General features: G+C 55.6%; 19 protein-coding genes. 11 read left to right on the top strand and 8 right to left on the bottom strand.

The window, feature by feature from the left end; all coding sequences use genetic code 11:
- Positions 1-78 precede the first annotated feature (78 nt).
- Complete coding sequence (gene bioD, locus FHW71_RS00280; RefSeq protein WP_179450796.1) at positions 79-783, top strand: dethiobiotin synthase; 705 nt, start codon at positions 79-81, stop codon at positions 781-783.
- Positions 784-961: 178 nt separating this feature from the next.
- Positions 962-2,335: a nucleobase:cation symporter-2 family protein gene (locus FHW71_RS00275; RefSeq protein ID WP_154156195.1), complete on the top strand. Its 1,374-nt coding sequence runs from the start codon at positions 962-964 to the stop codon at positions 2,333-2,335.
- A gap of 140 nt (positions 2,336-2,475) precedes the next feature.
- Here the strand turns inward: FHW71_RS00275 and osmV are convergent, their stop codons facing one another.
- The 4 genes from osmV to FHW71_RS00255 are packed head-to-tail and all read right to left on the bottom strand — an operon-like array spanning position 2,476 to position 5,928.
- Complete coding sequence (gene osmV / locus FHW71_RS00270) at positions 2,476-3,612, bottom strand: osmoprotectant ABC transporter ATP-binding protein OsmV (RefSeq protein WP_061718847.1); 1,137 nt, start codon at positions 3,610-3,612, stop codon at positions 2,476-2,478.
- Positions 3,612-4,259, bottom strand: a complete 648-nt coding sequence (osmW, locus tag FHW71_RS00265; RefSeq protein WP_008108902.1) for an osmoprotectant ABC transporter permease OsmW — start codon at positions 4,257-4,259, stop codon at positions 3,612-3,614. The genes osmV and osmW overlap by 1 nt, the downstream gene beginning before the upstream one ends.
- 9 nt (positions 4,260-4,268) lie before the next feature.
- Entirely contained in the window at positions 4,269-5,195 is a 927-nt protein-coding gene (locus FHW71_RS00260; protein WP_008108905.1) for a glycine betaine ABC transporter substrate-binding protein, read from the bottom strand.
- 16 nt (positions 5,196-5,211) lie between these two features.
- Entirely contained in the window at positions 5,212-5,928 is a 717-nt protein-coding gene (locus FHW71_RS00255) for an ABC transporter permease (protein ID WP_008108907.1), read from the bottom strand.
- 386 nt (positions 5,929-6,314) lie between these two features.
- On the opposite strand from FHW71_RS00255, the gene FHW71_RS00250 reads away from it, so the two are divergent.
- On the top strand, positions 6,315-7,775 hold the full coding sequence (locus FHW71_RS00250; protein WP_179450797.1) for an MDR family MFS transporter: 1,461 nt from the start codon (positions 6,315-6,317) through the stop codon (positions 7,773-7,775).
- Positions 7,776-7,806: 31 nt separating this feature from the next.
- On the opposite strand, the gene FHW71_RS00245 is transcribed toward FHW71_RS00250, so the two are convergent.
- Both FHW71_RS00245 and FHW71_RS00240 read right to left on the bottom strand, forming a co-directional pair.
- Positions 7,807-8,103 (bottom strand): DUF1161 domain-containing protein, encoded by a 297-nt coding sequence (locus tag FHW71_RS00245; protein ID WP_179450798.1) that lies wholly within the window; start codon positions 8,101-8,103, stop codon positions 7,807-7,809.
- A 52-nt stretch (positions 8,104-8,155) separates the two neighbouring features.
- The gene (locus FHW71_RS00240; protein ID WP_179450799.1) at positions 8,156-8,491 is read right to left on the bottom strand and encodes a DUF1283 family protein; all 336 of its coding nucleotides are present in this window, start codon (positions 8,489-8,491) and stop codon (positions 8,156-8,158) included.
- Between the two features lie 133 nt (positions 8,492-8,624).
- Between FHW71_RS00240 and FHW71_RS00235 the strand changes: the two genes are divergently transcribed.
- The gene (locus FHW71_RS00235; RefSeq protein ID WP_218889112.1) at positions 8,625-8,951 is read left to right on the top strand and encodes a YnfA family protein; all 327 of its coding nucleotides are present in this window, start codon (positions 8,625-8,627) and stop codon (positions 8,949-8,951) included.
- Between the two features lie 82 nt (positions 8,952-9,033).
- On the opposite strand, the gene ydfG is transcribed toward FHW71_RS00235, so the two are convergent.
- Entirely contained in the window at positions 9,034-9,780 is a 747-nt protein-coding gene (gene ydfG, locus FHW71_RS00230; RefSeq protein ID WP_008104194.1) for a bifunctional NADP-dependent 3-hydroxy acid dehydrogenase/3-hydroxypropionate dehydrogenase YdfG, read from the bottom strand.
- Positions 9,781-10,165: 385 nt separating this feature from the next.
- On the opposite strand from ydfG, the gene guaD reads away from it, so the two are divergent.
- The 5 genes from guaD to dcp all read left to right on the top strand — a co-directional run bounded on the left by guaD (position 10,166) and on the right by dcp (position 18,179).
- Positions 10,166-11,494 carry a guanine deaminase gene (gene guaD / locus FHW71_RS00225; RefSeq protein ID WP_179450801.1) on the top strand — a complete coding sequence of 443 codons (1,329 nt, stop codon included), beginning with the start codon at positions 10,166-10,168 and terminating at the stop codon, positions 11,492-11,494.
- Positions 11,491-12,933 carry a xanthine dehydrogenase small subunit gene (gene xdhA, locus FHW71_RS00220; protein WP_179450802.1) on the top strand — a complete coding sequence of 481 codons (1,443 nt, stop codon included), beginning with the start codon at positions 11,491-11,493 and terminating at the stop codon, positions 12,931-12,933. Before guaD ends, xdhA begins: the two co-directional genes overlap by 4 nt.
- Complete coding sequence (gene xdhB / locus FHW71_RS00215; RefSeq protein ID WP_179450804.1) at positions 12,923-15,289, top strand: xanthine dehydrogenase molybdopterin binding subunit; 2,367 nt, start codon at positions 12,923-12,925, stop codon at positions 15,287-15,289. The genes xdhA and xdhB overlap by 11 nt, the downstream gene beginning before the upstream one ends.
- The gene (gene xdhC, locus FHW71_RS00210; protein WP_179450805.1) at positions 15,276-16,058 is read left to right on the top strand and encodes a xanthine dehydrogenase accessory protein XdhC; all 783 of its coding nucleotides are present in this window, start codon (positions 15,276-15,278) and stop codon (positions 16,056-16,058) included. Before xdhB ends, xdhC begins: the two co-directional genes overlap by 14 nt.
- Positions 16,059-16,130: 72 nt before the next feature.
- Positions 16,131-18,179, top strand: coding sequence for a peptidyl-dipeptidase Dcp (dcp, locus tag FHW71_RS00205; RefSeq protein WP_179450806.1), 2,049 nt, complete (start codon positions 16,131-16,133; stop codon positions 18,177-18,179).
- 24 nt (positions 18,180-18,203) lie between these two features.
- Here the strand turns inward: dcp and hpxO are convergent, their stop codons facing one another.
- The gene (gene hpxO, locus FHW71_RS00200; protein WP_179450807.1) at positions 18,204-19,361 is read right to left on the bottom strand and encodes an FAD-dependent urate hydroxylase HpxO; all 1,158 of its coding nucleotides are present in this window, start codon (positions 19,359-19,361) and stop codon (positions 18,204-18,206) included.
- Positions 19,362-19,611: 250 nt separating this feature from the next.
- On the opposite strand from hpxO, the gene FHW71_RS00195 reads away from it, so the two are divergent.
- Positions 19,612-19,851 carry a hypothetical protein gene (locus tag FHW71_RS00195; RefSeq protein WP_154156175.1) on the top strand — a complete coding sequence of 80 codons (240 nt, stop codon included), beginning with the start codon at positions 19,612-19,614 and terminating at the stop codon, positions 19,849-19,851.
- Positions 19,852-19,926: 75 nt separating this feature from the next.
- Positions 19,927-21,189, top strand: coding sequence for a phosphatase PAP2 family protein (locus FHW71_RS00190; protein WP_179450808.1), 1,263 nt, complete (start codon positions 19,927-19,929; stop codon positions 21,187-21,189).
- Positions 21,190-21,212: the final 23 nt, after the last annotated feature.

Below are 21,212 nucleotides of genomic sequence, written 5' to 3'. Positions count from 1 at the left end.
TAACGCAATCTGCCCGCGAAAACATTTCCTTAAACTGCCTCCTTCGCACGTTACACATCGCTTCAATGAAGGAGGAGAATGGTGAAAACGCTTTTTGTCACCGGTACCGACACCGCGGTGGGTAAAACCGTGGTATCTCGCGCGTTATTACAGTGCTTTGCCAAGGCGAATATCTGCGCCGCAGGTTTCAAACCTGTCGCCAAAAGCGCGCAGCGCACACCCGAAGGCTTACGTAATAAAGATGCACTGCTGTTGCAGCAGGTTTCGGGCGTCACTCTCACTTATTCCGCCGTTAATCCTATCGCTTTGGAAGAGGATGAAATCAGCACCAGCCCGACACAGCGCATTGATTATCCGTTACTCACTCGCAGTCTGAAAGATTTGCAGGCGCGCGCGGCACGCGTGGTGGTGGAAGGCACCGGCGGCTGGCGCAGTTTAATGAACGACTTGCAGCCTTTATCCGATTGGGTGCGGCAGGAGCATTTGCCGGTTGTGCTGGTTGTGGGCATTAAGGAAGGTTGCATCAGCCATGCTTTACTGACCGCCGAAGCCATTGCGCAGGATGGATTGCAACTGGCGGGTTGGGTAGCAAACCGTATTAATCCCGGCCTGGCGCATTACGCTGAAATTATTGATGTTTTGAGCGGCAAGCTAGGTGCACCTTTATTAGGCGAGTTGCCTTACCTGCCGCGTGCAGAGCAGCGGGAATTGAGCGGTTATCTGGATATTTCGCTGCTCAATGAGAATTTTACGCACGACAACAGTGCAAAGCCTGCGGCCTGATGAAACAAATTGCCGCAAATGATCAATGGCTGAATCTAATGATTCAGATTCAGCCATCCTTTTAACGAATTAATTCCTCTATTATTCAATCCTTTACTCCCTGCATTTTATTGAACACTCTTCTCTGGCGTGATTCATGCATCAGCTGCTCTGATGAATATCTTGCCGGAGCACCTGTATGTCGCAATCAGATGAGAAAGGTTTGTTGTATGGGCTGAATGACCGCATCGGTCCATTGCCTGCATTTTGTGCCGCACTGCAACATGTGCTGGCCAGCGTCGTCGGCATTATTACGCCGCCGCTGATTATTGGTTCCGTTTTGGGATTACAAGCGTGGATCCCTTATCTGATCAGTATGTCGCTGTTGGTTTCCGGTCTGGGTACTTTCCTGCAGGCGCGTCGCTTTATGGGCATTGGTGCCGGTATGATCTGCCTGCAGGGCACCAGTTTTGCCTTTCTTGGTGTGATTCTGTCGGGCGGGTTAATGGTCAAAGCGCGCGGCGGATCGCCTGAAGAGATCATGGCGATGATCTTTGGCTGTAACCTGGTGGCGGCGATGATTCCGATGTTAATCAGCCGCTGCATCGCGCCATTGCGCAAAGTGTTGACGCCGGTGGTCACCGGCACCGTGATCACATTGATTGGCATCAGCCTGATCAAAGTCAGCATCACCGATTGGGCTGGTGGCCATAACGCCAGCGATTTTGGCGCACCCGGCAATCTGGCGCTCGGCGCCTTGACGCTGCTGGTGATTATTGTACTTAACCGTTCGCAAAATCGCTGGACGCGGCTGGTTGCCGTGGTTGCCGGCATTGCTGCGGGCTGTATCGCCGCAGCGTTAACCGGTCATCTCACCCTCAAACCAATGGGCGATACGCCGTGGCTGGTGTTGCCAGAACTGTTCCGCTTTGGTTTTGCCTTTGACTGGACCATCTTCATTCCCATCGCGCTGGTATCGGTGATTGCCGTGATTGAAGCGGTAGGCGACCTCACGGCGAACTGCATGTTGTCGCAGCAGCCGATTGAAGGCGAAGCGTTTGAGCGCCGCATGCAGGGCGGTATTTTTGCCGATGGCATCAGCTGTTTGCTCGCCGCCGTATTCTCGGCATTTCCCAACACCACCTTTGCGCAAAATAACGGCGTCATCCAGATGACCGGCGTCGCCAGCCGGTACGTTGGCATGGTTATCGGCGTGATGCTGGTGCTGCTTGGTATGTTCCCGGCGATTGGCACCATGCTGCAGCAGATTCCGCCGCCGGTGCTAGGCGGCGCGACCATCGTGATGTTTGGTAGCGTGGTGGCGGCCGGTATCCGCGTGATGACGCAAACGCCGCTTGGCCGTCGCGAGATGCTGATTGTTGCCGTGTCGTTTGGTATCGGCTTAGGTGTTGAAGCAGTGCCTGATGTGCTGAAACAGTTCCCCACGCTGATTAGCAACCTGTTTGGTCACGCGGTCACCACCGGCGGGATGCTGGCGATTATTTTGAATGTCGTGCTGCCTTCAGAGCGTAACGAAGCGGTAGCAGCAAAAACGGCTGAGGAGTCGCATTAACGTGCAGGGTGCATACGCAAGAAGAGGCGGCAGATCGTAAAGACGCCATAAACCATCCCTGGGGCTTGGCCCGCGCCATCCATGGCGCGGGACACTTTACTCCTCTGCCGCCTCTTCCTGCGTTTCAAGTATCGTGCGGTTTATGGATTCAATCGACGGCGCGTACGTCCAGAACTGAGATAATCGGCAATGTAATCCTGCGATATCTCACCGCTATAACGACCTTCCTCATCGACGATTGGCATCCACACCGTGTTGTGCTCATACAGCTTCGACAGCACCACGCGCAGATTCTCTTCCGCTTTGCCGGTTACTTTAAAGGTATGCAGCATCTCTTCGCAGCGGCCCGTGGATCCGCGCGCTTCACGACGCTTCACAAATCCCAGTGGCTTGCCATCTTCATCGACTACCGTCACCGAGCGCATATCGTTATCGTCCATGGTAGCGAAAGCGTCCTGCAATGGCGTATTACGCTGCACGGTGATGGTCGGCTGCTGATCGGTGACATCGCCAGCTTGCACCAGCAACAAACGTTTCAGCGTACGGTCTTGCCCGACAAAGGAGCCCACAAAGTCGTTCGCTGGTTTGGCTAACAGCTCATCCGGGCTGGCGCACTGCACAATTTTGCCCTGACCAAACACGGCAATGCGGTCACCGAGCTTCAACGCCTCATCAATATCATGGCTAACCAGCATCACGGTCTTCTTCAACTGACGCTGCATCTCCAGGAATTCGTTCTGAATCACTTCACGGTTAATCGGGTCGACCGCGCCGAAAGGTTCATCCATCAGTAATACCGGTGGATCAGCGGCCAGTGCGCGAATCACGCCAATACGCTGCTGCTGACCACCGGACATTTCACGCGGATAGCGATGAAGGAACTTGGTCGGATCGAGCGCCACCATGCTCATCAATTCCGTAGCGCGTTCGCGGCAACGCTTCTTATCCCAGCCCAGCATGCGCGGCACCACAGTAATGTTCTCCTCGATGGTCATGTTCGGGAACAGACCAATCTGCTGAATCACGTAACCAATATTGCGGCGCAGGGTAACGGTATCTTGCCCGCTGGTGTCTTCACCATTGATCAAAATCCTGCCGCTCGAAGAGGGAATCAGGCGGTTAATCATCTTCAGCGTGGTAGTTTTGCCACAACCCGATGGGCCGAGCAGCACACACATTTCCCCGGCAGGTACTTCCAGGCTGACGTTATCCACGGCATTCAAGGACGTGCCGTTCTTTTGCGTAAAGGTTTTCGTCAGGTTTTCCAGTTTTATCATTATCGAATCCCCTTAGGAGTCAGCGCCGACTGCAAACGGTGCAGCAGCCAATCAAGCACAATCGCGAGCAAACAAATCATCAAGGCACCGGCAATCAGCATGCGCACATCGCTGCCGCTGATACCGTCGAGCAGTTGCAGGCCCAAACCGCCCGCACCAATCACGGCGGCAATCGCCATCACGCCGACGTTCATCACCACCGCCGTACGAATACCGCCAAAAATCACCGGCAGCGCCATCGGAATTTCCACCCAGCGCAGACGCTGCCAGAAAGTCATGCCAATCCCGCGACCGGCTTCGCGCAGTCCGGGTGACAAATTCTCTAGCGCTGTGTGGGTGTTACGTACAATCGGCAGCAACGAGTAGAGAAACACCGCAGTAATCGCGGGAAGGGCGCCAATGCCCTGACCGATCATTGAAAACAGCGGAATCATTAAACCAAACAACGCAATGGTCGGAATGGTTAACACAATGGTGGCGATGCCGAGCACCGGCGTGGCCAGCCACTTAAAGCGCACAATCAAAATGCCCAGCGGCACGCCAACGATAATGGCGAAACCCACCGCGACCAGCACCAGCCAGGTATGTTGCCAGGTGAGCGACATCAAGGTGTGCCAGTTATTCATGATGTAATGCAAGGTATCCACAGCGCCTCCTTACAGCATGTTCTTAGATTGAAGGAAATCACGCGCCACCTGTTGCGGCGACTGATGATCAATATCGACACGTTTGTTCATCTCGGTGATCGCTTCGTCATTAATCAATGCGGAAAGCTGATTAAGCGCCGTATCCAAGCCTGGATGGCTCTCCAGCACATCCTGACGCACCACCGGCGTGACGTTGTAACTCGGGAAGAAGTGCTTATCATCTTCTAACACTTTGAGTTCAAACCCTTTCACGCGGCCATCGGTGGTGTAGATCAAACCTGCGTCAACAAAGCCATCGCGAATCGCGTTGTAGACTAAGCCTGGATCCATCTGGCGTATCTGCGGACGATCGAGCGGCATGTTGTAGGCTTTCTGCAACGGCTTCAGGCCATCGGAACGGCCAGAGAACTCCAGGTCCAAACCGAGTTTCCAGTTATGATCCGGATCGTTCTTGCGCACCTCTTCCAGCTTCGCCACCAGTTGCGACATGGTGTTGATGCCTTCTTTCTCCGCGCGATCGCGTTGCATAGCAAACGCATAGGTATTGTTCATCGGTGCCGGATTAAGCCAAACCAAGCCCAACTTCGCATCCAGCTGTTTTACCGTTTTATAGGCGTCTTCCGTCGACATCGGCTTATTGATGTGGTTAAAGATGATCAGCGAGGTGCCGGTGTATTCCCACGTCATATCAATCTGTTTATTGATCATCGCGTTACGACCGATGGTGGTAGCGATGTTGGTTTTGGGGATCACCTGAAAACCTTTCTTCTGCAACCAAATCACCGTCATCGCGGAGAGGATGTGCTGCTCGGTAAAGCTCTTGGTTGCCATGGTGATTGGTGTTGCGGCAGCGGCGCTTTGGCTGATTGCCAGCGTCGCGGTGAGTGCCAGCGCAGTACGTTTTACCCAGCGCGCCAGCTTATTGGCAGTGGCCATCACAAAACTCCTTGTGTTAAGCCGCAGAGTGCGGGCTGAGATAACGTCCCAATGCTGCAAGCAGCATGTCGAGCACCAGCGCAACCAGCGCGGTTGCCACGGCGCCGAGGATCAGCGTAGGGAAGTCGTTGAGGTAGATGCCGGGGAAGATCAGTTCACCAAAGCTGCTGGCGCCGATCAGGAACGCCAATGGCGCTGTGCCGACGTTAATCGCCGTGGCGATGCGCACGCCTGCCAGAATCACCGGCAGCGCATTAGGAATTTCCACCTGACGCAAACGCTGAAACTTCGTCATACCTATACCGTTGGCGGCTTCGATTAGCGACGGCGGTACCGCGCTTAAACCGGCAAAAGTATTACGCACAATCGGCAGCAGCGAGGCGAGGAACAGGGCAATCAGCGCGGGACGATCGCCGATACCGACAATCACCATCGCCAGCGCCAATACCGCCAGCGGAGGCAACGTGTTACCCACGTTGAAGATTTGCATCACGTACTCTGCCCAGCGACGGGCAAACGGACGACTCAGCAGGATCCCGCTGGGAATCCCCACCAGCAGCGCAAAGAACATTGACCAAAACACCAAAAATAGATGCTGCTGCCCGAGATAAATCAAATCCTCCCGGCGGTCGCGCAGCGTATTCAGCCCCAGCCCCCAAACAAGCAGGGCAATCACCGCAACAATCGCGAGCAGAGCCAGCCCAGCGCGGCGGGCGAGCGATGCATTTTGCATAGCCAGTGTCTCCCTGATTCAAAAAATCGTTCGATGTGGTGATGTCATTCCCAGGATGGCGGCGCAGTGTCAAAAACGCACACATACGAAAATCCTTCACCCCGTTAAATTGCAGTTAAAATGACTATTAGCAGATGCTTTTTCAGTGAATAACTGGAAAGCACCGCTTAGACCTATAGCAATGCTTGTCGATAAGCGCCAGTTTCTGCGGCAAAATCAGACAGATAGAAATAATCAAAAACCGCATCTAACCCGCATGGAATAAGGCATCATTCGACAATAAAAAATTTTCATCGAAATAAGTGACGTCGTCACAGATGGGGCGCACGCAGAGGAAACTGGTCTGGTGAATTTTCAGCTAGCCTTGTTAGAAATTAGGGAGACGTATGACTGAAACTGCAGAATTGAACACGGAACATCGCCACTGGATTCTCATCGGCTGCATGCTCGCTATGTTTATGGCGGCGATTGAAGTCACCATCGTGGCCACCGCGATGCCGACCATCATTGCCGATCTTGGCGGCTTTTCGCAGTTTGGCTGGGTATTTTCCATCTATTTACTGACACAAGCGGTCAGCGTGCCCTTGTATGGCCGGCTGGCGGACATGTGGGGCCGCAAGCGGCTGCTGTTTATTGGCGTTTCGCTGTTCCTGTTGGGATCGATTCTGTGCGGATTCGCCCACAGCATGACGTGGCTGATCCTGTTTCGCGCTTTTCAGGGTTTGGGTGCCGGCGCGATTATGCCGCTGACCTCCACCATTGTGGCTGACGTCTATTCGCCGCGCGAACGCGCGAACGTACAAGGCTGGCTCTCCAGCGTCTGGGGCGTGGCGGCAATTATTGGCCCACTGAGCGGCGCGTGGCTGGTGCAGCACTTTAGCTGGTCGGTGATTTTTTGGGTTAACGTACCGATTGGCGTGATTGCCATGCTGCTGCTGGCGCGTTTCCTTCCATCGCGTGAGCAAAATCAGGCCACCACGCTCAATCTCACCGGCAGCTGCTGGCTGATGATCTGCGTGACGGCATTATTAGTCGCGTTGTTGCAGGCTGAAGTGCTCGGCTTCTGGTTGCTACCGTTCCTGCTGCTGGCAGTCATCGCCGCCTGGCGTTTAAAACATCATGAACAGCGTGCCGATGCACCGCTGTTTCCGCTGGAGATCTGGCGCAGTCGGCTCATTGTCGCTGGTAACATCGGTAACCTGATTATCGGTGCCAGCATGATGGGCATCAGCGCGTTTCTGCCAACGTGGATTCAGGGCATCACCGGCGGCACGCCGCTGCAGGCCGGCAGCGCACTGGCGATGATGTCGATTGGCTGGCCGCTGGCGAGCACCTTAAGCGGCAGATTAATGCTCATCACTTCCTATCGCTTCACCGCGCAGTTGGGAGCGCTGCTGCTAATTGCTGGCAGTGCGTTGCTGCTGTTACTGCGCAGCGATAGCTCGATTATGCAGGCGGGCTTCACCGCCTTTGTGATTGGTACCGGCATGGGCATGACCAGCACCACGTTTTTGGTATCGGTGCAAAACCATGCGCATTACGACATTCGCGGCATTTGCACCGCATCAATCATGTTCAGCCGCATGATCGGCTCAGCAATTGGTACCGCGTTGTTGGGTGCGGTACTGAACCTGAACTTGTCGCTGCGTTTGCCGCAGGCCGACGATCCGATGCAGAAAATCATGTCGCACGAAAGTCGCCAGGCGCTACCGGAAGCGACATTGCATGACTGGACCGGACAAATCGCCAGCTCATTACATTGGGTGTTTGTGGTGTCGTTGCTGATTGCGCTGTTAACGCTGTGGGTGGCGTGGATGATGCCGCGGCAAAGGCCGGAAGTGGAGTAAAAGCAGGGCGGCCAGAGAGCCGCCCGAAGGGTTACTGCGCGGGCGCATCCTGAGAGCTGCCTGCGCCGTCTGGCACGTTGCTGTCGCCATCACGGCCATTTTTCTTGTAGACGATTTTCTGTGTGTCGTTCTCGCAATGACCCACAACCTGGCCGCCAGTCTGATCGGCTTGATCATTGGCCACGATATCCAGCGTGAAGTCCGATTCGGCGACGCCGTTATTAATGATTTTTTTGCTGATGTCCGCTTTGACACTTTCACAAGAAGCCTGCGCCAAAACCGGCAGCGACAACATCGCCATCAGCAGCACTGCATTACGTTTTTTCATCATTCACTCCTTTGGTCAGAAATCCTGTCAAAACTATAGCAGCGATAAACGATTAGGGTGCAAGTGGACGTCCGGTGCGGCGGTCGAGGCAACGCAACGTATTCGGTTCCCAATAAGCGTTAACGTTGTAGCTCTTTTCGCAGGAGTCGCGGGTATCAAAAGCTTTATCCGTCTTATCGAACTCTTTCTCAACGCGCGTATTGACCTTGTTGCGCAGATTTTTAGTATCGTTCCACTGCTCTTTACTCTGGCGAGCGGCTTCATTGCTGGAGGCGCTGCTGCCATCTTCAATGATCAGGCGATCGGTTTTGGCCGACGCAATTGGCGCAGCCATTAACAGGCTCGACGTCACCACGGTCGCCAACAGGGCGGATAACAGTTTTTTCATCGTCATTTCCTTCAGTTAACACCAGCACAGCCGGGATCGCGGCTGTAACAACCATGGGCGCTAGTATATCATCGCTGCTTCTTTGCTCACCAGCGGTGAGCGCTTTGTTTAGCTTAGTGAGAGATTTTCTATGCTGGTAAAAACCGCCTTGCTGTTTTTTATCACTGCGATAGCGGAAATTGTTGGCTGTTTCCTGCCGTGGCTATGGTTGAAGAAGGGCATGACGGCCTGGCTGCTGGTGCCCGCCGCAGCGAGTCTGGCGCTGTTTGTTTGGTTGTTGACGCTGCATCCCGCCGCGAGCGGGCGCGTCTATGCGGCCTATGGCGGCGTATACGTGTTGACGGCATTGATCTGGCTGCGCGTGGTGGATGGCGTAAAACTCAGTACATGGGATTGGGTTGGCGCGCTGGTCGCCTTTAGCGGCATGTTGATTATCGTGACAGGTTGGGGTCGCACCTAAATCGTAGGGTCGCCATTAATGGCGACCTCACTCGCATTGAGGTTGACCTGGTGCGCATGAATGCGCACCCTACAAAATCACCTTAACCTTTATGCACTTTCAATCCTGCGGTGGTTTGCGTTACCGGCATAATCTCCAGCGTATTGATGTTGACGTGTTTCGGCAGCGTCGTCACCCAATAGACCGCTTCGGTCACATCTTCCGCCGTTAACGCGGTGGTGCCTTCGTAAACCTGGCCCGCTTTATCGTCATCGCCCTTGAAGCGCACGTTAGAGAACTCGGTGCCGCCCACCAAACCTGGCTCGATATCGGTCACGCGCAGCGCGGTGCCGTGCAGGTCGGTACGCAGATTCAGGCTGAACTGGCGCACGAACGCTTTGGTCGCGCCATACACGTTGCCACCCAGATAGGGCCAGCTGCCCGCAATCGAACCGATATTCACGATATGACCGACGTTGCGCTCAACCATGGCAGGCAGCACCGCACGCGTCATGTACACCAAACCTTTGTTGTTGGTGTCGATCATATTTTCCCAGTCCTCAATATTGGCTTTGTGCGCCGGTTCAACACCCAACGCCAGGCCAGCATTGTTCACCAGCACATCAATATTGCGCCATTCAGCGGGCAGGGAGGCAATCACTTCATCGATGGCGGCGCGATTACGCACGTCCAGCTGAACGGTATACAGGTTATCGCCCAACTCATCTTTCAACTCTTTTAAGCGCTCAGCGCGACGTCCGCTGGCGATCACTTTATGACCTGTAGCAATGAAGCGGCGGGTGATACTTTGACCAAAACCAGCAGTTGCGCCAGTAACAAAAATAATCATCTCACTGTTCCTTAAACGATTTCAGGTTATCAGCCACACCTTAGCATTAACCTCGAACCCATGCTCATGAAAACCAAAGGCAGCTTGTTGCAGGATTTTTCCTGCACATTGCGAGTGCATCAGCGCACCACAAAGACGCGCGTTTGCGGGCAATAAATTCGCCATATCAGGCAAAACTCACCGCAATGTTAAATCGCAACCGTTTGCGAACCCAGGCAACCGGTTGCGCATACGTTTGCCAGCTAAGTTTGACACACAAACCTGCAAGATCAACCTATTATATTGAAAGTAAACAGTATTTTTTGTTCTTTGCATTGGCATGCGCTTTGCAAACTATCTTTAAGGCAATCACCTGCATTAATAAAAAAAGCACCAAGGAACCATTATGCCTTACGCACCCGAAACGCTGCTGCGCGCCAGCTTCTTTGATTTCACCGCTCTGGCCGCGCAGCCAGACGACATCGCTGCCAACGCGCGCTATCTCGAAGATGGCTTATTAACGCTGCGTGACGGCAAAGTGGTCAGCCTTGAAAGCTGGCAAATTGCGGAAGGGCGCGTCGATCACACACGCGTCACCGATCTGCGCGGCAAACTGATCGTGCCCGGCTTTATCGATACCCATATCCATTATCCGCAAACCGAGATGATCGGCGCCTTTGGCGAACAGTTGCTGGAGTGGCTCAACCAGTACACTTTCCCGGTGGAGAGCCAATATCACTGTCCCGATCACGCGGCAAAAATGTCGGCGTTCTTCCTGCATCAGCTGTTGTCGAACGGCACGACAACAGCGCTGGTGTTCGGCACCGTGCATAAGCAGTCGGTGGATTCCCTGTTCAGCGCGGCACAGCAGCTGGATATGCGGCTCATCGCTGGCAAAGTGATGATGGATCGCAACGCACCGGAATACCTGACCGAAACGCCGGAAGAGAGCTATCAGCACACGCGTGAACTGATTGAACGCTGGCATCAGCGCGGTCGCCTGAGCTATGCGCTTACGCCGCGCTTTGCGCCGACCTCGTCGCCCGAACTGCTGGACAAAGTGCGTCAACTGCGCGAGGAGTTCCCTGACGTCTGGATGCACACGCACTTAAGTGAAAACCAGCAGGAAATCGCCTGGGTAAAAGCGTTATTCCCGGAGCGGGCGGGCTACCTTGATGTCTACCATCATCATCAACTCACCGGCAAACGCAGCGTGTTTGCGCACTGTCTGCATCTGGAAGATACAGAATGGCAATGCCTGCATGACACCGACTCATCAATCGCCTTCTGCCCGACGTCAAACCTGTTCCTCGGCAGCGGCTTATTCAACATCAAACGCTGCTGGCAGCAGGGCGTGCGCATGGGCATTGGCACCGACGTTGGCGCAGGCACCACCTTTAATCTGCTGCAAACGCTGGGCGAAGCGTACAAAGTCGGCCAGCTACAGCAGTACAAACTCAGCGCCTGTGAAGCGTTCTATCACGCCACCTTAGGCGGCGCGCACGCGCTCGATCTCGATGACGTTATCGGCAACTTCAATCCCGGCAAAGAGGCCGATTTTGTCGTGCTCGATCCGGCCGTGTCGCCGCTGCAGAAGCTGCGTAACGCCAACAGTAAAGATATCTGGGAGCGGCTGTTTGTGATGATGACGCTCGGCGACGACCGCAACATTGCGCAGACCTGGGTGAGCGGCAAGCCGGTTTGGCAGCGCGAAAGTGAGGAGCAAATCGCATGATCCAGTTCTTACTCAACGATCGTTTAGTCACCGAACGCGAGATCGATCCCAATCTCACCGTGCTTAACTACCTGCGCGGCCAGCAGCAGCGTCGCGGCACCAAAGAGGGTTGTGCCTCTGGCGACTGTGGTGCCTGCACCGTCACGCTCGGTAAAGTGGTGGATGGAGAGATGCAGTATCAGGCGGTCAACAGCTGTTTAACGCTGGTAAGTAGCCTGCAAGGCAAGCAACTGATCACGGTGGAAGATCTCAAGCAGGGGCGCGAACTGCACAGCGTGCAGCAAGCGATGGTCGATTGCCACGGTTCACAATGCGGTTACTGCACGCCGGGGTTTGTGATGTCGCTGTTTACCCTGCAGAAAAACAGTGCTGGCTGGAACCGTCATCAGGCGGAACAGGCGCTGGCGGGCAATTTGTGTCGCTGTACCGGCTATCGTCCGATCATGGATGCGGCTCAGCAGGCATGCGAACAACCTGTTGCGGATGCCTTCAGCGCCAATGCACCCGCGCTAGTGCAGCGTTTACAGGCGCTCAGCAACACAGAAGTCCAGATTATCGAAGCCGCGGGCAGCCGCTGCTATCTGCCAAAAACGCTAGCGCAGCTCGCCGATCTCTATCAGCAACATCCCGAAGCCCGTTTGGTGGCCGGTGGCACCGATTTAACGCTGCAAATTACCCAGCAATATAAGCGCTTGCCGCTATTGATTGCGCTGGAGCAGGTCGATGAGTTGAAGGTCTGCCACGAAGATGAAACACATCTTTATCTCAGTGCTGCCGCTTCATTGCATCATTGCTATCAGTTTTTAGCGCAGTACATTCCGGCGTTTAGCAGCATGCTGGAGCGTTTTGCCTCGTTGCAAATCCGTAATCAGGGCACGCTTGGCGGCAACATTGGTAACGCATCGCCGATTGGTGATTGCGCGCCCATGCTGCTGGCACTGAATGCGCGTCTGGTTTTGCAGCAGGGCGACAAGCAGCGAGAAGTCCCGCTCGATCAATTCTTTACCGCGTATCGCCAAACGGTTTTGTTGCCGGGGGAATTCATTCGCAGCATCACCATTCCTAAAGTGACGGTGTCACCCAACTTTACTGCGTGGAAGGTGGCGAAACGGCTGGATGATGATATTTCCGCCGTGTTTGCCGCCATCAATCTGCAAATCAAGGAAGGGTTGATTGTGGAGGCACGACTGGCTTTTGGTGGCATGGCCGCCACGCCGAAGCGTGCGCTGGCGGCTGAGGCACAATTGCTGGGCCAGCCGCTGAATCTCAGCGCCATCGAAAAAGCCTGCGCCGCATTGAGCGTTGATTTCCAGCCGCTGAGTGATTTCCGCGCCAGCGCCGATTATCGCCTGCAGGTGGCGCGCAATCTGTTGCGCCGCTACTACGCACAAGCGTCTGGTGAGCTGACCATTACTGAGGTGTCGCGCTATGTCTCATAACCGTCCGGAACTGAACGAAACGCTGCTGAAAACCCAGTTCGCCACTGGCATGCAAACGGGCGTGGGGCGCAGCAACAAACATGAAAGTGCCGACAAACATGTCTCCGGTGAGGCGCTGTATATCGACGACAAGCCCGATCTGCCGGGATTGCTGCATCTCTGTCCACGACTAAGCGAGCACGCGCATGCGCGCATCACCAAACTGGATGTGCAGCCGTGCTACGCGGTGCCGGGCGTGGTCAGCGTGCTAACCTGGCGTGATGTGCCAGGCCTCAATGATGTCGGTCCGCTGGAACCCGGCGATCCGCTGCTGGCGCAGGACAAAATCGAATATTTCGGTCAGATCGTGATTGCCGTCGCGGCTGATTCACCGGAAGCAGCGCGTGCCGGTGCTGCAGCGGCAATTGTTGAGTATGAAGCGCTGCCCGCAGTGCTCGACGTACGTGAAGCGCTGGAACAACGCTTCTTTGTGCAGCAGCCGCATATTCACCAACGCGGTGATGCCGAAGCCGCGCTGGCGCGGGCGTCGCGGCGTATTCAGGGTAAATTTCACATCGGCGGTCAGGAACATTTCTATCTGGAAACCCAGACGGCGCTGGTGATCCCCGGCGAAGATGACACTTTGCAGGTGTTCTCCTCGACGCAAAACCCCACTGAAGTGCAGAAGCTGGTGGCGGAAGTTATGGGCATCACCATGAACAAAGTTACCATTGATATGCGGCGTATGGGCGGCGGCTTTGGCGGCAAAGAGACCCAGGCGGCGGGCGTGGCGTGTTTGTGTGCCATCGCCGCGCGTCAGCTGCGTAAACCGGTGAAAATGCGCCTGGCGCGCCGCGACGACATGCAGATCACCGGCAAACGCCATCCGTTTTTTGTCCGCTACGATGTCGGCGTCGATGACGACGGTCGCTTCTGCGGTGTGAAGATCGATCTGGCTGGCAACTGCGGTTATTCGCTCGATCTCAGCGGATCGATTGTCGATCGCGCGATGTTCCACGCCGATAACGCGTATTACCTCGGTGATGCGCTGATTACCGGCTATCGCTGCCGCACGCATACCGCTTCGAACACCGCGTATCGTGGCTTCGGCGGGCCGCAAGGCATGGTGGCGATTGAGCAGATCATGGATCACGTCGCGCGCGAAGTGGGCCTCGATCCACTTGAGCTGCGCAAACGTAACTATTACGGCAAAACCGATCGCAACATCACTCATTACCACCAGCATGTGGAAGACAATCTGCTGGATGAGATGACCGCGCAATTGGAAACCAGCAGCGAATACGCCGCGCGCCGTGCCGAAATCAGTGCGTTTAACGCCAGCAACCGTTTTATGAAACGCGGATTGGCGCTGACGCCGGTGAAATTCGGCATCTCATTTACCTCCAGCTTCCTCAATCAGGCCGGCGCGCTGATTTTAATTTATACCGATGGCACGGTGCAGCTCAATCACGGCGGCACCGAAATGGGTCAGGGCTTAAATACCAAAGTGGCGCAGGTTGTGGCGGAAGTGCTGCAGATTGATATCAGCCAGATTCAAGTCACTGCCACCGATACCGGCAAAGTGCCCAACACCTCGCCAACTGCAGCGTCCAGCGGAGCCGATCTCAACGGTAAAGCGGCGCAAAATGCGGCGCAAATCCTGCGTGACCGCATGACCGAAATGCTGTGTCAGCAGCATCAATGTGCGGCAGAAGCGGTGCATTTCAGTAACGGCATTGTGCGCGTTGGCGAGAAACATTTCACCTTCGCCCAGGTTGCACAGCAAGCGTGGCTCAATCAGGTGCCGCTTTCCGCCACCGGTTTCTATAAAGTGCCGGGCATCCATTACGACCGTGCCGCCGGGCGCGGCAAACCCTTCTATTACTTCTCCTACGGCGCGGCCTGCTGTGAAGTGCTGGTGGATACACTGACCGGTGAATACCGTTTGCTGCGCGCCGACATTTTGCATGACGTGGGCGCATCGCTGAATCCGGCGATTGATATCGGCCAGGTTGAGGGCGGTTTCGTGCAGGGCATGGGCTGGCTCACCTGCGAAGAGCTGGTGTGGAACGACAAGGGCAAATTGCTCACCGATGGCCCGGCCAGCTACAAAATCCCGGCGATTAGCGATGTACCGAGCGATTTGCGCGTCACGCTGGTAGAGAACCGCAAAAACCCGCAGGACACGGTGTTCCACTCCAAAGCCGTCGGCGAACCACCGTTTATGTTGGGCATCGCCGTGTGGTGTGCGTTGCAGGATGCGGTTGCCAGCGTCGATAACTATCGTCGCCATCCGCAACTGGACGCGCCCGCCACGCCGGAGCGGGTGTTCTGGGGGATTCAGCGCTTATCAGGAGCGGACCATGATTTATCATGACTGGATCAGCGTGTTACACACCTTGCGGGAGAAACGCGAAAGCTGCGTGTTAATCACCGTGCTCAGCGAGCGGGGCTCCGTGCCGCGCGATCGCGGCAGCAAAATGGTGGTCAGCGCCACTGACACCTTTCTGACCATTGGCGGCGGCCATCTTGAGTATCAATGCATTGCGCAGGCGCGTGAGATGCTGCAGCAGCGCTGCACTAAACCGCGCAGTGAAGAGTTTGCGCTGGCTGCGCGTCTCGGCCAATGCTGTGGCGGTCACGCCACTTTGCTGTTTGAACCGCTGATGCAGCAGCAGCCGGAAATCCAGGTGTACGGCGCAGGCCACGTTGGCCAGGCGCTGGTGAACTTGCTCGCGACCTTGCCGTGCCATATTACGTGGATTGATAGTCGCGCCGCGCAGTTTCGTGCCGTGCCGCCCGGCGTAACGGTGCGCCAGGTTGAGGATCCAATTGACTGCGTGCGGGAAGCCGCGCCCGACAGCTACTTTGTGGTGATGACGCACGATCATCCGCTCGATCTGGCGCTCAGTGAGGCGATCTTACGGCGCGGCGATTTTCGCTATGCCGGTGTGATTGGTTCAGCTACCAAAGCCCAGCGTTTTCGTTATCGCTTAGAGGGCAAAGGCATTGCGGCAGATTCTCTCGCACGTCTGCGCTGCCCGATTGGTTTAGCGGATGTGAAGGGCAAGTTACCGGCGGAAATTGCCGTCGCGGTGGCAGGGGAAATCATCAGCGTTTATCAGCAGCAGGCGATAAGTTGTTGAGTGACGAGGAAACTGCCAGGATAGAACCATCCCGCCGCCACTGTGCGGCGTTGCTGATTATCAGGAGCGATAATGAATTCACGAGCCAATCCGTTTTTCACCGCCAGCACCTTGCCGTATCAAACCCCGCCATTTGACCAGATTCAGGAAGAGGATTTTCTGCCAGCGCTGGAAGCGGGTATTGAAGAGAAACGGCGCGAAGTGGCGGCGATCGCCAGCAATCCTGACGCGCCAACCTTTGCCAACACCTATGAAGCGCTGGAGCGCAGCGGCCAGTTACTGAAGCGCGTAAATCTGGTGTTTGGCGCCATGACTTCCGCCAACACCAGCGATCGTTTGCAGGAAATCGATGAATTGATTACCCCGCAGCTGACCGCGCTCAATGATGAAATCTGCCTGAACAGCCAGCTGTTTGCTCGCCTCGATGCGGTTTACCAGCATCGCGGATCGCAGTGTCCGGATGCTGAAGCGATGCGTCTGGCGGAAGTCACCTGGCAGCATTTCCAGCTGGCCGGTGCCAGCCTGAGCGACGCGGATAAAACCCAGCTACGTGCCTGCAATCAGGAGCTGGCAAGCCTCAGCACCCGTTTTGGCAACAAGTTGCTGGCGGCCACCAAAGCCGGCGCTTATGTGGTGAGCAATGTGGCGGCGTTGGCCGGATTAAGCGAGGAAGAACTGGCGCACGCCAAAGCGGCGGCCGAAGCGCGCGGTTTACACGGCGAATGGCTGATTGCACTGCAAAACACCACGCAGCAACCGGCGCTGCAAGCGCTGGAAGTGCGCGCCACGCGTGAAGCGCTGTTCCAGCAGGCGCTAACGCGCAGCGAGCAGGGCGATGATAACGACACGCGCGACATCGTGTTACGTATGGCACAACTGCGTGCGCAGCAGGCGAGTTTGCTCGGCTTCAAAACCTATGCGGAGTGGAGCATGCAGGATCAGATGGCGAAAACACCGGAAGCGGCTTTTGCCTTTATGCGCAATATCGTACCTGCCGCGCGGGCCCGCGCCGAACGCGAAGCCGCCGATATTCAGCAGGCGATTGAACAAGAGCATCACAGTTTCCCGCTGCGTGTCTGGGACTGGAATTTCTACGCCGAGCAGGTGCGCAAAGCCCAATACGCGCTGGATGAGAGTCAAATTCGTCCGTACTTTGAGCTGAATAATGTGCTGGAAAAGGGCGTATTCTGGTCGGCCAGCCAGCTATTTGGCATTCGTTTTAGCCAGCGCCACGATCTGCCGGTTTACCATCCGGACGTTAACGTTTACGAGATTTTCGATGCCGACGACACGCCGCTGGCGCTGTTCTACACCGACTTCTTCAAACGCGATAACAAAAGCGGCGGCGCGTGGATGAGTAATTTCGTTGACCAAACCACGCTGCTCGGCACTAAGCCGGTAATCTACAACGTGTGCAACTACACCAAGCCGCAGGCAGGCCAGCCAGCGCTGCTGAGCTGGGATGAAGTGATCACGTTGTTCCACGAATTTGGTCATGCGCTACACGGCTTGTTCGCCACGCAACGCTATCCGAGCTTGTCGGGCACCGCCACGCCGCGCGACTTTGTCGAGTTCCCGTCGCAGATTAATGAGCATTGGGCCAGCAACGAAGCGGTGTTTGCCAACTATGCGCGCCACTACAAAACCGGTGAGGCGATGCCGGCTGAGCTGCGCGACAAAATGGTGCGCGCCGCGAAGTTCAACAAAGGTTACGACATGACCGAGCTGTTGGCCGCAGCGCTGCTGGATTTGCAGTGGCATTCACTCACCACGCACGACAATCCGCAGGACGTCAGCCACTTTGAATTACAGGCGTTGGCTGCCGAAAATATTGCGCTGGCGGCGGTTCCACCACGCTATCGCTCCAGCTATTTCCGTCATATCTGGGGCGGCGGTTATGCAGCCGGTTATTACGCCTATATCTGGACGCAGATGCTGGCCGATGACGGCTATCAAGCCTTTGCCGAACGCGGTGGATTAACGCGAGAAAACGGTCAGCAGTTCCGCGATCATATTCTGTCACGCGGTAACAGCACCGATTTACAGCATCTGTGGCTGGCGTGGCGCGGCAAAGAGCCGGAAATCGGCCCAATGCTGAAAAACCGTGGATTAGAATCGTAGGGTCGCCATTGATGGCGACCTGATTTAACCGAACGGACCGCCTTCAATCGTATCGCACATGCCGGCCAGCACTCGCTCGCCGGTTTCGTTTTTCAAATCCGCATACCACGCCGCCGTGACTTCCGCATCTTTCGCATGAGTAACATCACAGCGTTTACGGGCCTTCAGCACCAAATCTTTGGTGCGCTCCACGCGACGACTTTCATAGCGCAACAGCGCATCCTCAATCCCCAAAGAGTGTGACGCCAACGTCTGCGCCAGCACCACCGCATCTTCCATCGCCGCACAACCGCCTTGCCCGATATCCGGCGTGGTGCTGTGTGCTGCATCGCCCAGCAACGCCACACGACCTTTAACGAAACGGCTAAACGGTTCGATATCGTGGATTTCCACGCGATTGGTGGTTTCCGGATTGAGGCGTTCTATCAGGCGCTGCACCGGTTCGGCCCAGCCGCTGAAGTAGCCTTTAAGGTCACTTTTCAGCGTGGCGCGATCTTCCGGCAAGCCCTTTGGCAGCGGGACATCAAAGAAGAAGTAGAAGCGGTTGTCGCTGACCGGCATCAGCGACACGCGTTTGCCTTCGCCGACAAAAGTGGTCCACTGATCGGCGGGCGCAATCGCTTCATCAATCGTCACCAGGCCGTTCCAGTTGACGTAACCGGCGTAACGACGTTCGACGCTTTCGCCCAGCACATAGTGGCGGATCACCGAGTGCGTGCCATCGGCGGCAATCAGGAAATCGCCTTCGGCCTGGCTGCCATCATCAAACCAGGCGGTTACGCCATGTTCAGTTTGCTCAACCTGCGAGACGCGTTTGCCAAAGCTAATGCGCGAACGTCCGTAGGTATCGATTAGCATCGCCTGCAATTCCGCGCGCGCCACCGGATAGGGATATTCACCTACCTGTTGCACCAGTGGTTCCATGCTGAAGCGGGTAAGCGTGCTACCGCTGTGCGCATCGTTGTAGGCCATATACGCCATGTTGCCGCCCAGCGCGCGCAGCGGCTCTTTCATACCCAACGCGTTGAGGCATTTCACGCCGTTGGGCCAGATGGAGATCGCCGCACCCACCGGCTTCATCTCTTTCACTGCTTCAAATACCGCGGTGTCAAAACCCGCTTTCTCCAGCGCAATCGCAGCACTCATACCGCCAATGCCCGCGCCAATCACAATCGCTTTCATATCCGTCTCCTTTGCTATGCATAAGAGACTGCAACTTTTGTACCAGATTCGCGGGCAAGCCGAATTTCGGCTATCTCTTTGATTTTACAATGTCGCAACAGCTTCTAACTTTGCTGCCCTGCACTACGGTGGCGCACATTCATGCACTGAAGAAGGGCAATTTATGCCGGGTGTTGAATCGATTGTTTCAGCATGGTAATTGGCGCCGCAGCAGCCATACTCTTTACACCCTTCCTGCGAGGACTCAATCATGAAATGGATAATGGCTTTAGCCTTGCTGTTTAGCGTTAGCGTGCTGGCACAACCGCAATGGCAGCCGGAGCGAAAAGCGCCAGTGGTCCAACTGACGCCGATTGCCGCCAAGTGCGATGTTTCAGCCTGTCAGCAGAACTGTTATGTGCAGCAATCACAGTGCAAAAACGACAATAACGGCGGCTGCGGCTCGCTGGCACAAATTTGCGTACAAAACTGTGCCAGTCAGTGTCGTTAAGTGAAATAAATCTGTCATAACCGAGTGCTAGCGTGTTTCCCCGGCAAGGTAATATTTTGATAACAGGGGAAAATAATGAAAACCCGCTTTACACTGATTGCAACGGTTCTTCTGCTGGCACAGCAGGCACATGCGGTTTCACTGCCCGATGCGGCCGCGCTGGCAGGCTTAACCTCCACCGGTTCCACCTCCGCTTATAGCGATCTCGAGCAGCAATCTTTACAGGCTGAACGTCAGGCGCTGCAAGGCGACAGCAGCAAGCTGACGCGCGAGCAACTGGAAAAAGCTAAACAGAACGCGAAACAAGCTGACAAGCAGTGGCTGAAAAACAGCGGCTACGATTTCAAAACTAAAGAGAACCAGCAGGCCGGAATTGCGCTGCTGTCGGGCTTTAGCGCGTTGCCCGCCAACGTGCTTGATGCTAGCCAGGCCACCGTTACCAATATCAATCTGAACGCCACGCAAAATGTGCGTCATCAGGCACTGGCCGATGCGGAAGCGATCAGCTATCTCTATTTCCTCTCTGATGCGCTCGGCCCGCGTCTCGGCAAAGCCTTCCTCGCGGCTTACGATAAAGGTGAGATCGGCAAAGCGGCGGCGTTGATCAAAGCCAGTGAAGTCAGCACCAGCGCAGCTAAGAAACACTTTAACTATCCGCGACCATTCCTGCGTGAGGGCAACAGCATTCATCTGGTGCCGGACGATGTGGTGGTTAAAGACAATGTGCGTTACACCGCCGACGGCGGCTCTTTCCCGAGCGGCCACACCAATACCGGTTATACCGATGCTTTGTTACTGGCCGAAATGGTGCCGGAACGTTTTGAAGCATTGGTAACACGCGGCGCGCGCTACGGTTATTCGCGTTTAGTATTGGGCGTGCATTACCCGCTGGATGTGATGGGTTCGCGCATGGTGGCGCAACGCAACGTGGCAAATTATCTCAACGATGCGCGCTATCAGGCGCTGTTTAGTGAAGCGCGTGACCAGCTGCGTGCCGCGCTAGAGAAAGAGTGCGGAACGTCGCTGGCAGAATGTGCGCGCAGCGATGGCAAGGACGATCCTTATCGTTCACCTGCAATGAAGCAGTTCTATCGTTTCACCATGAGCTACAACCTGCCGAAAGCCAATGTGCAGAACACGCCAGTTAAAGTTCCGCAGGGCGCGGAGATCCTGCTGAAGACCGCGTTGCCGCAGCTGTCTGATGCGCAGATTCGTAGCCTGATGGTGAAAAGCGCGCTGCCAAACGGTTATCCGCTGTCCGGCAACAGTGCGGATCAGTCATTCTGGCAACGTGTCGATTTAACGGCGGCATTTGCTTTAGCGAAACCGACTTTGTAGGGTCGCCATTTATGGTGACCAGA

Origin of the sequence: Enterobacter sp. Sphag1F (assembly GCF_014193275.1) — a bacterium.
GTDB lineage: Bacteria > Pseudomonadota > Gammaproteobacteria > Enterobacterales > Enterobacteriaceae > Pantoea > Pantoea symbiotica.
This window is presented reverse-complemented; position numbering and strand designations above follow the sequence as displayed.

What these genes read in the sequence shown, in the direction of transcription:
- FHW71_RS00190 (WP_179450808.1), top strand. Translation starts at nt 19,927, where the DNA reads ATGAAAACCCGCTTTACACTGATTGCAACGGTTCTTCTGCTGGCACAG.
- xdhB (WP_179450804.1), top strand. Translation starts at nt 12,923, where the DNA reads ATGTCTCATAACCGTCCGGAACTGAACGAAACGCTGCTGAAAACCCAG.
- FHW71_RS00245 (WP_179450798.1), bottom strand. Translation starts at nt 8,103, where the DNA reads ATGAAAAAACGTAATGCAGTGCTGCTGATGGCGATGTTGTCGCTGCCG.
- dcp (WP_179450806.1), top strand. Translation starts at nt 16,131, where the DNA reads ATGAATTCACGAGCCAATCCGTTTTTCACCGCCAGCACCTTGCCGTAT.
- FHW71_RS00250 (WP_179450797.1), top strand. Translation starts at nt 6,315, where the DNA reads ATGACTGAAACTGCAGAATTGAACACGGAACATCGCCACTGGATTCTC.
- xdhA (WP_179450802.1), top strand. Translation starts at nt 11,491, where the DNA reads ATGATCCAGTTCTTACTCAACGATCGTTTAGTCACCGAACGCGAGATC.
- FHW71_RS00275 (WP_154156195.1), top strand. Translation starts at nt 962, where the DNA reads ATGTCGCAATCAGATGAGAAAGGTTTGTTGTATGGGCTGAATGACCGC.
- FHW71_RS00260 (WP_008108905.1), bottom strand. Translation starts at nt 5,195, where the DNA reads ATGGCCACTGCCAATAAGCTGGCGCGCTGGGTAAAACGTACTGCGCTG.
- bioD (WP_179450796.1), top strand. Translation starts at nt 79, where the DNA reads ATGGTGAAAACGCTTTTTGTCACCGGTACCGACACCGCGGTGGGTAAA.
- FHW71_RS00195 (WP_154156175.1), top strand. Translation starts at nt 19,612, where the DNA reads ATGAAATGGATAATGGCTTTAGCCTTGCTGTTTAGCGTTAGCGTGCTG.
- guaD (WP_179450801.1), top strand. Translation starts at nt 10,166, where the DNA reads ATGCCTTACGCACCCGAAACGCTGCTGCGCGCCAGCTTCTTTGATTTC.
- hpxO (WP_179450807.1), bottom strand. Translation starts at nt 19,361, where the DNA reads ATGAAAGCGATTGTGATTGGCGCGGGCATTGGCGGTATGAGTGCTGCG.
- ydfG (WP_008104194.1), bottom strand. Translation starts at nt 9,780, where the DNA reads ATGATTATTTTTGTTACTGGCGCAACTGCTGGTTTTGGTCAAAGTATC.
- FHW71_RS00255 (WP_008108907.1), bottom strand. Translation starts at nt 5,928, where the DNA reads ATGCAAAATGCATCGCTCGCCCGCCGCGCTGGGCTGGCTCTGCTCGCG.
- osmV (WP_061718847.1), bottom strand. Translation starts at nt 3,612, where the DNA reads ATGATAAAACTGGAAAACCTGACGAAAACCTTTACGCAAAAGAACGGC.
- FHW71_RS00240 (WP_179450799.1), bottom strand. Translation starts at nt 8,491, where the DNA reads ATGAAAAAACTGTTATCCGCCCTGTTGGCGACCGTGGTGACGTCGAGC.
- xdhC (WP_179450805.1), top strand. Translation starts at nt 15,276, where the DNA reads ATGATTTATCATGACTGGATCAGCGTGTTACACACCTTGCGGGAGAAA.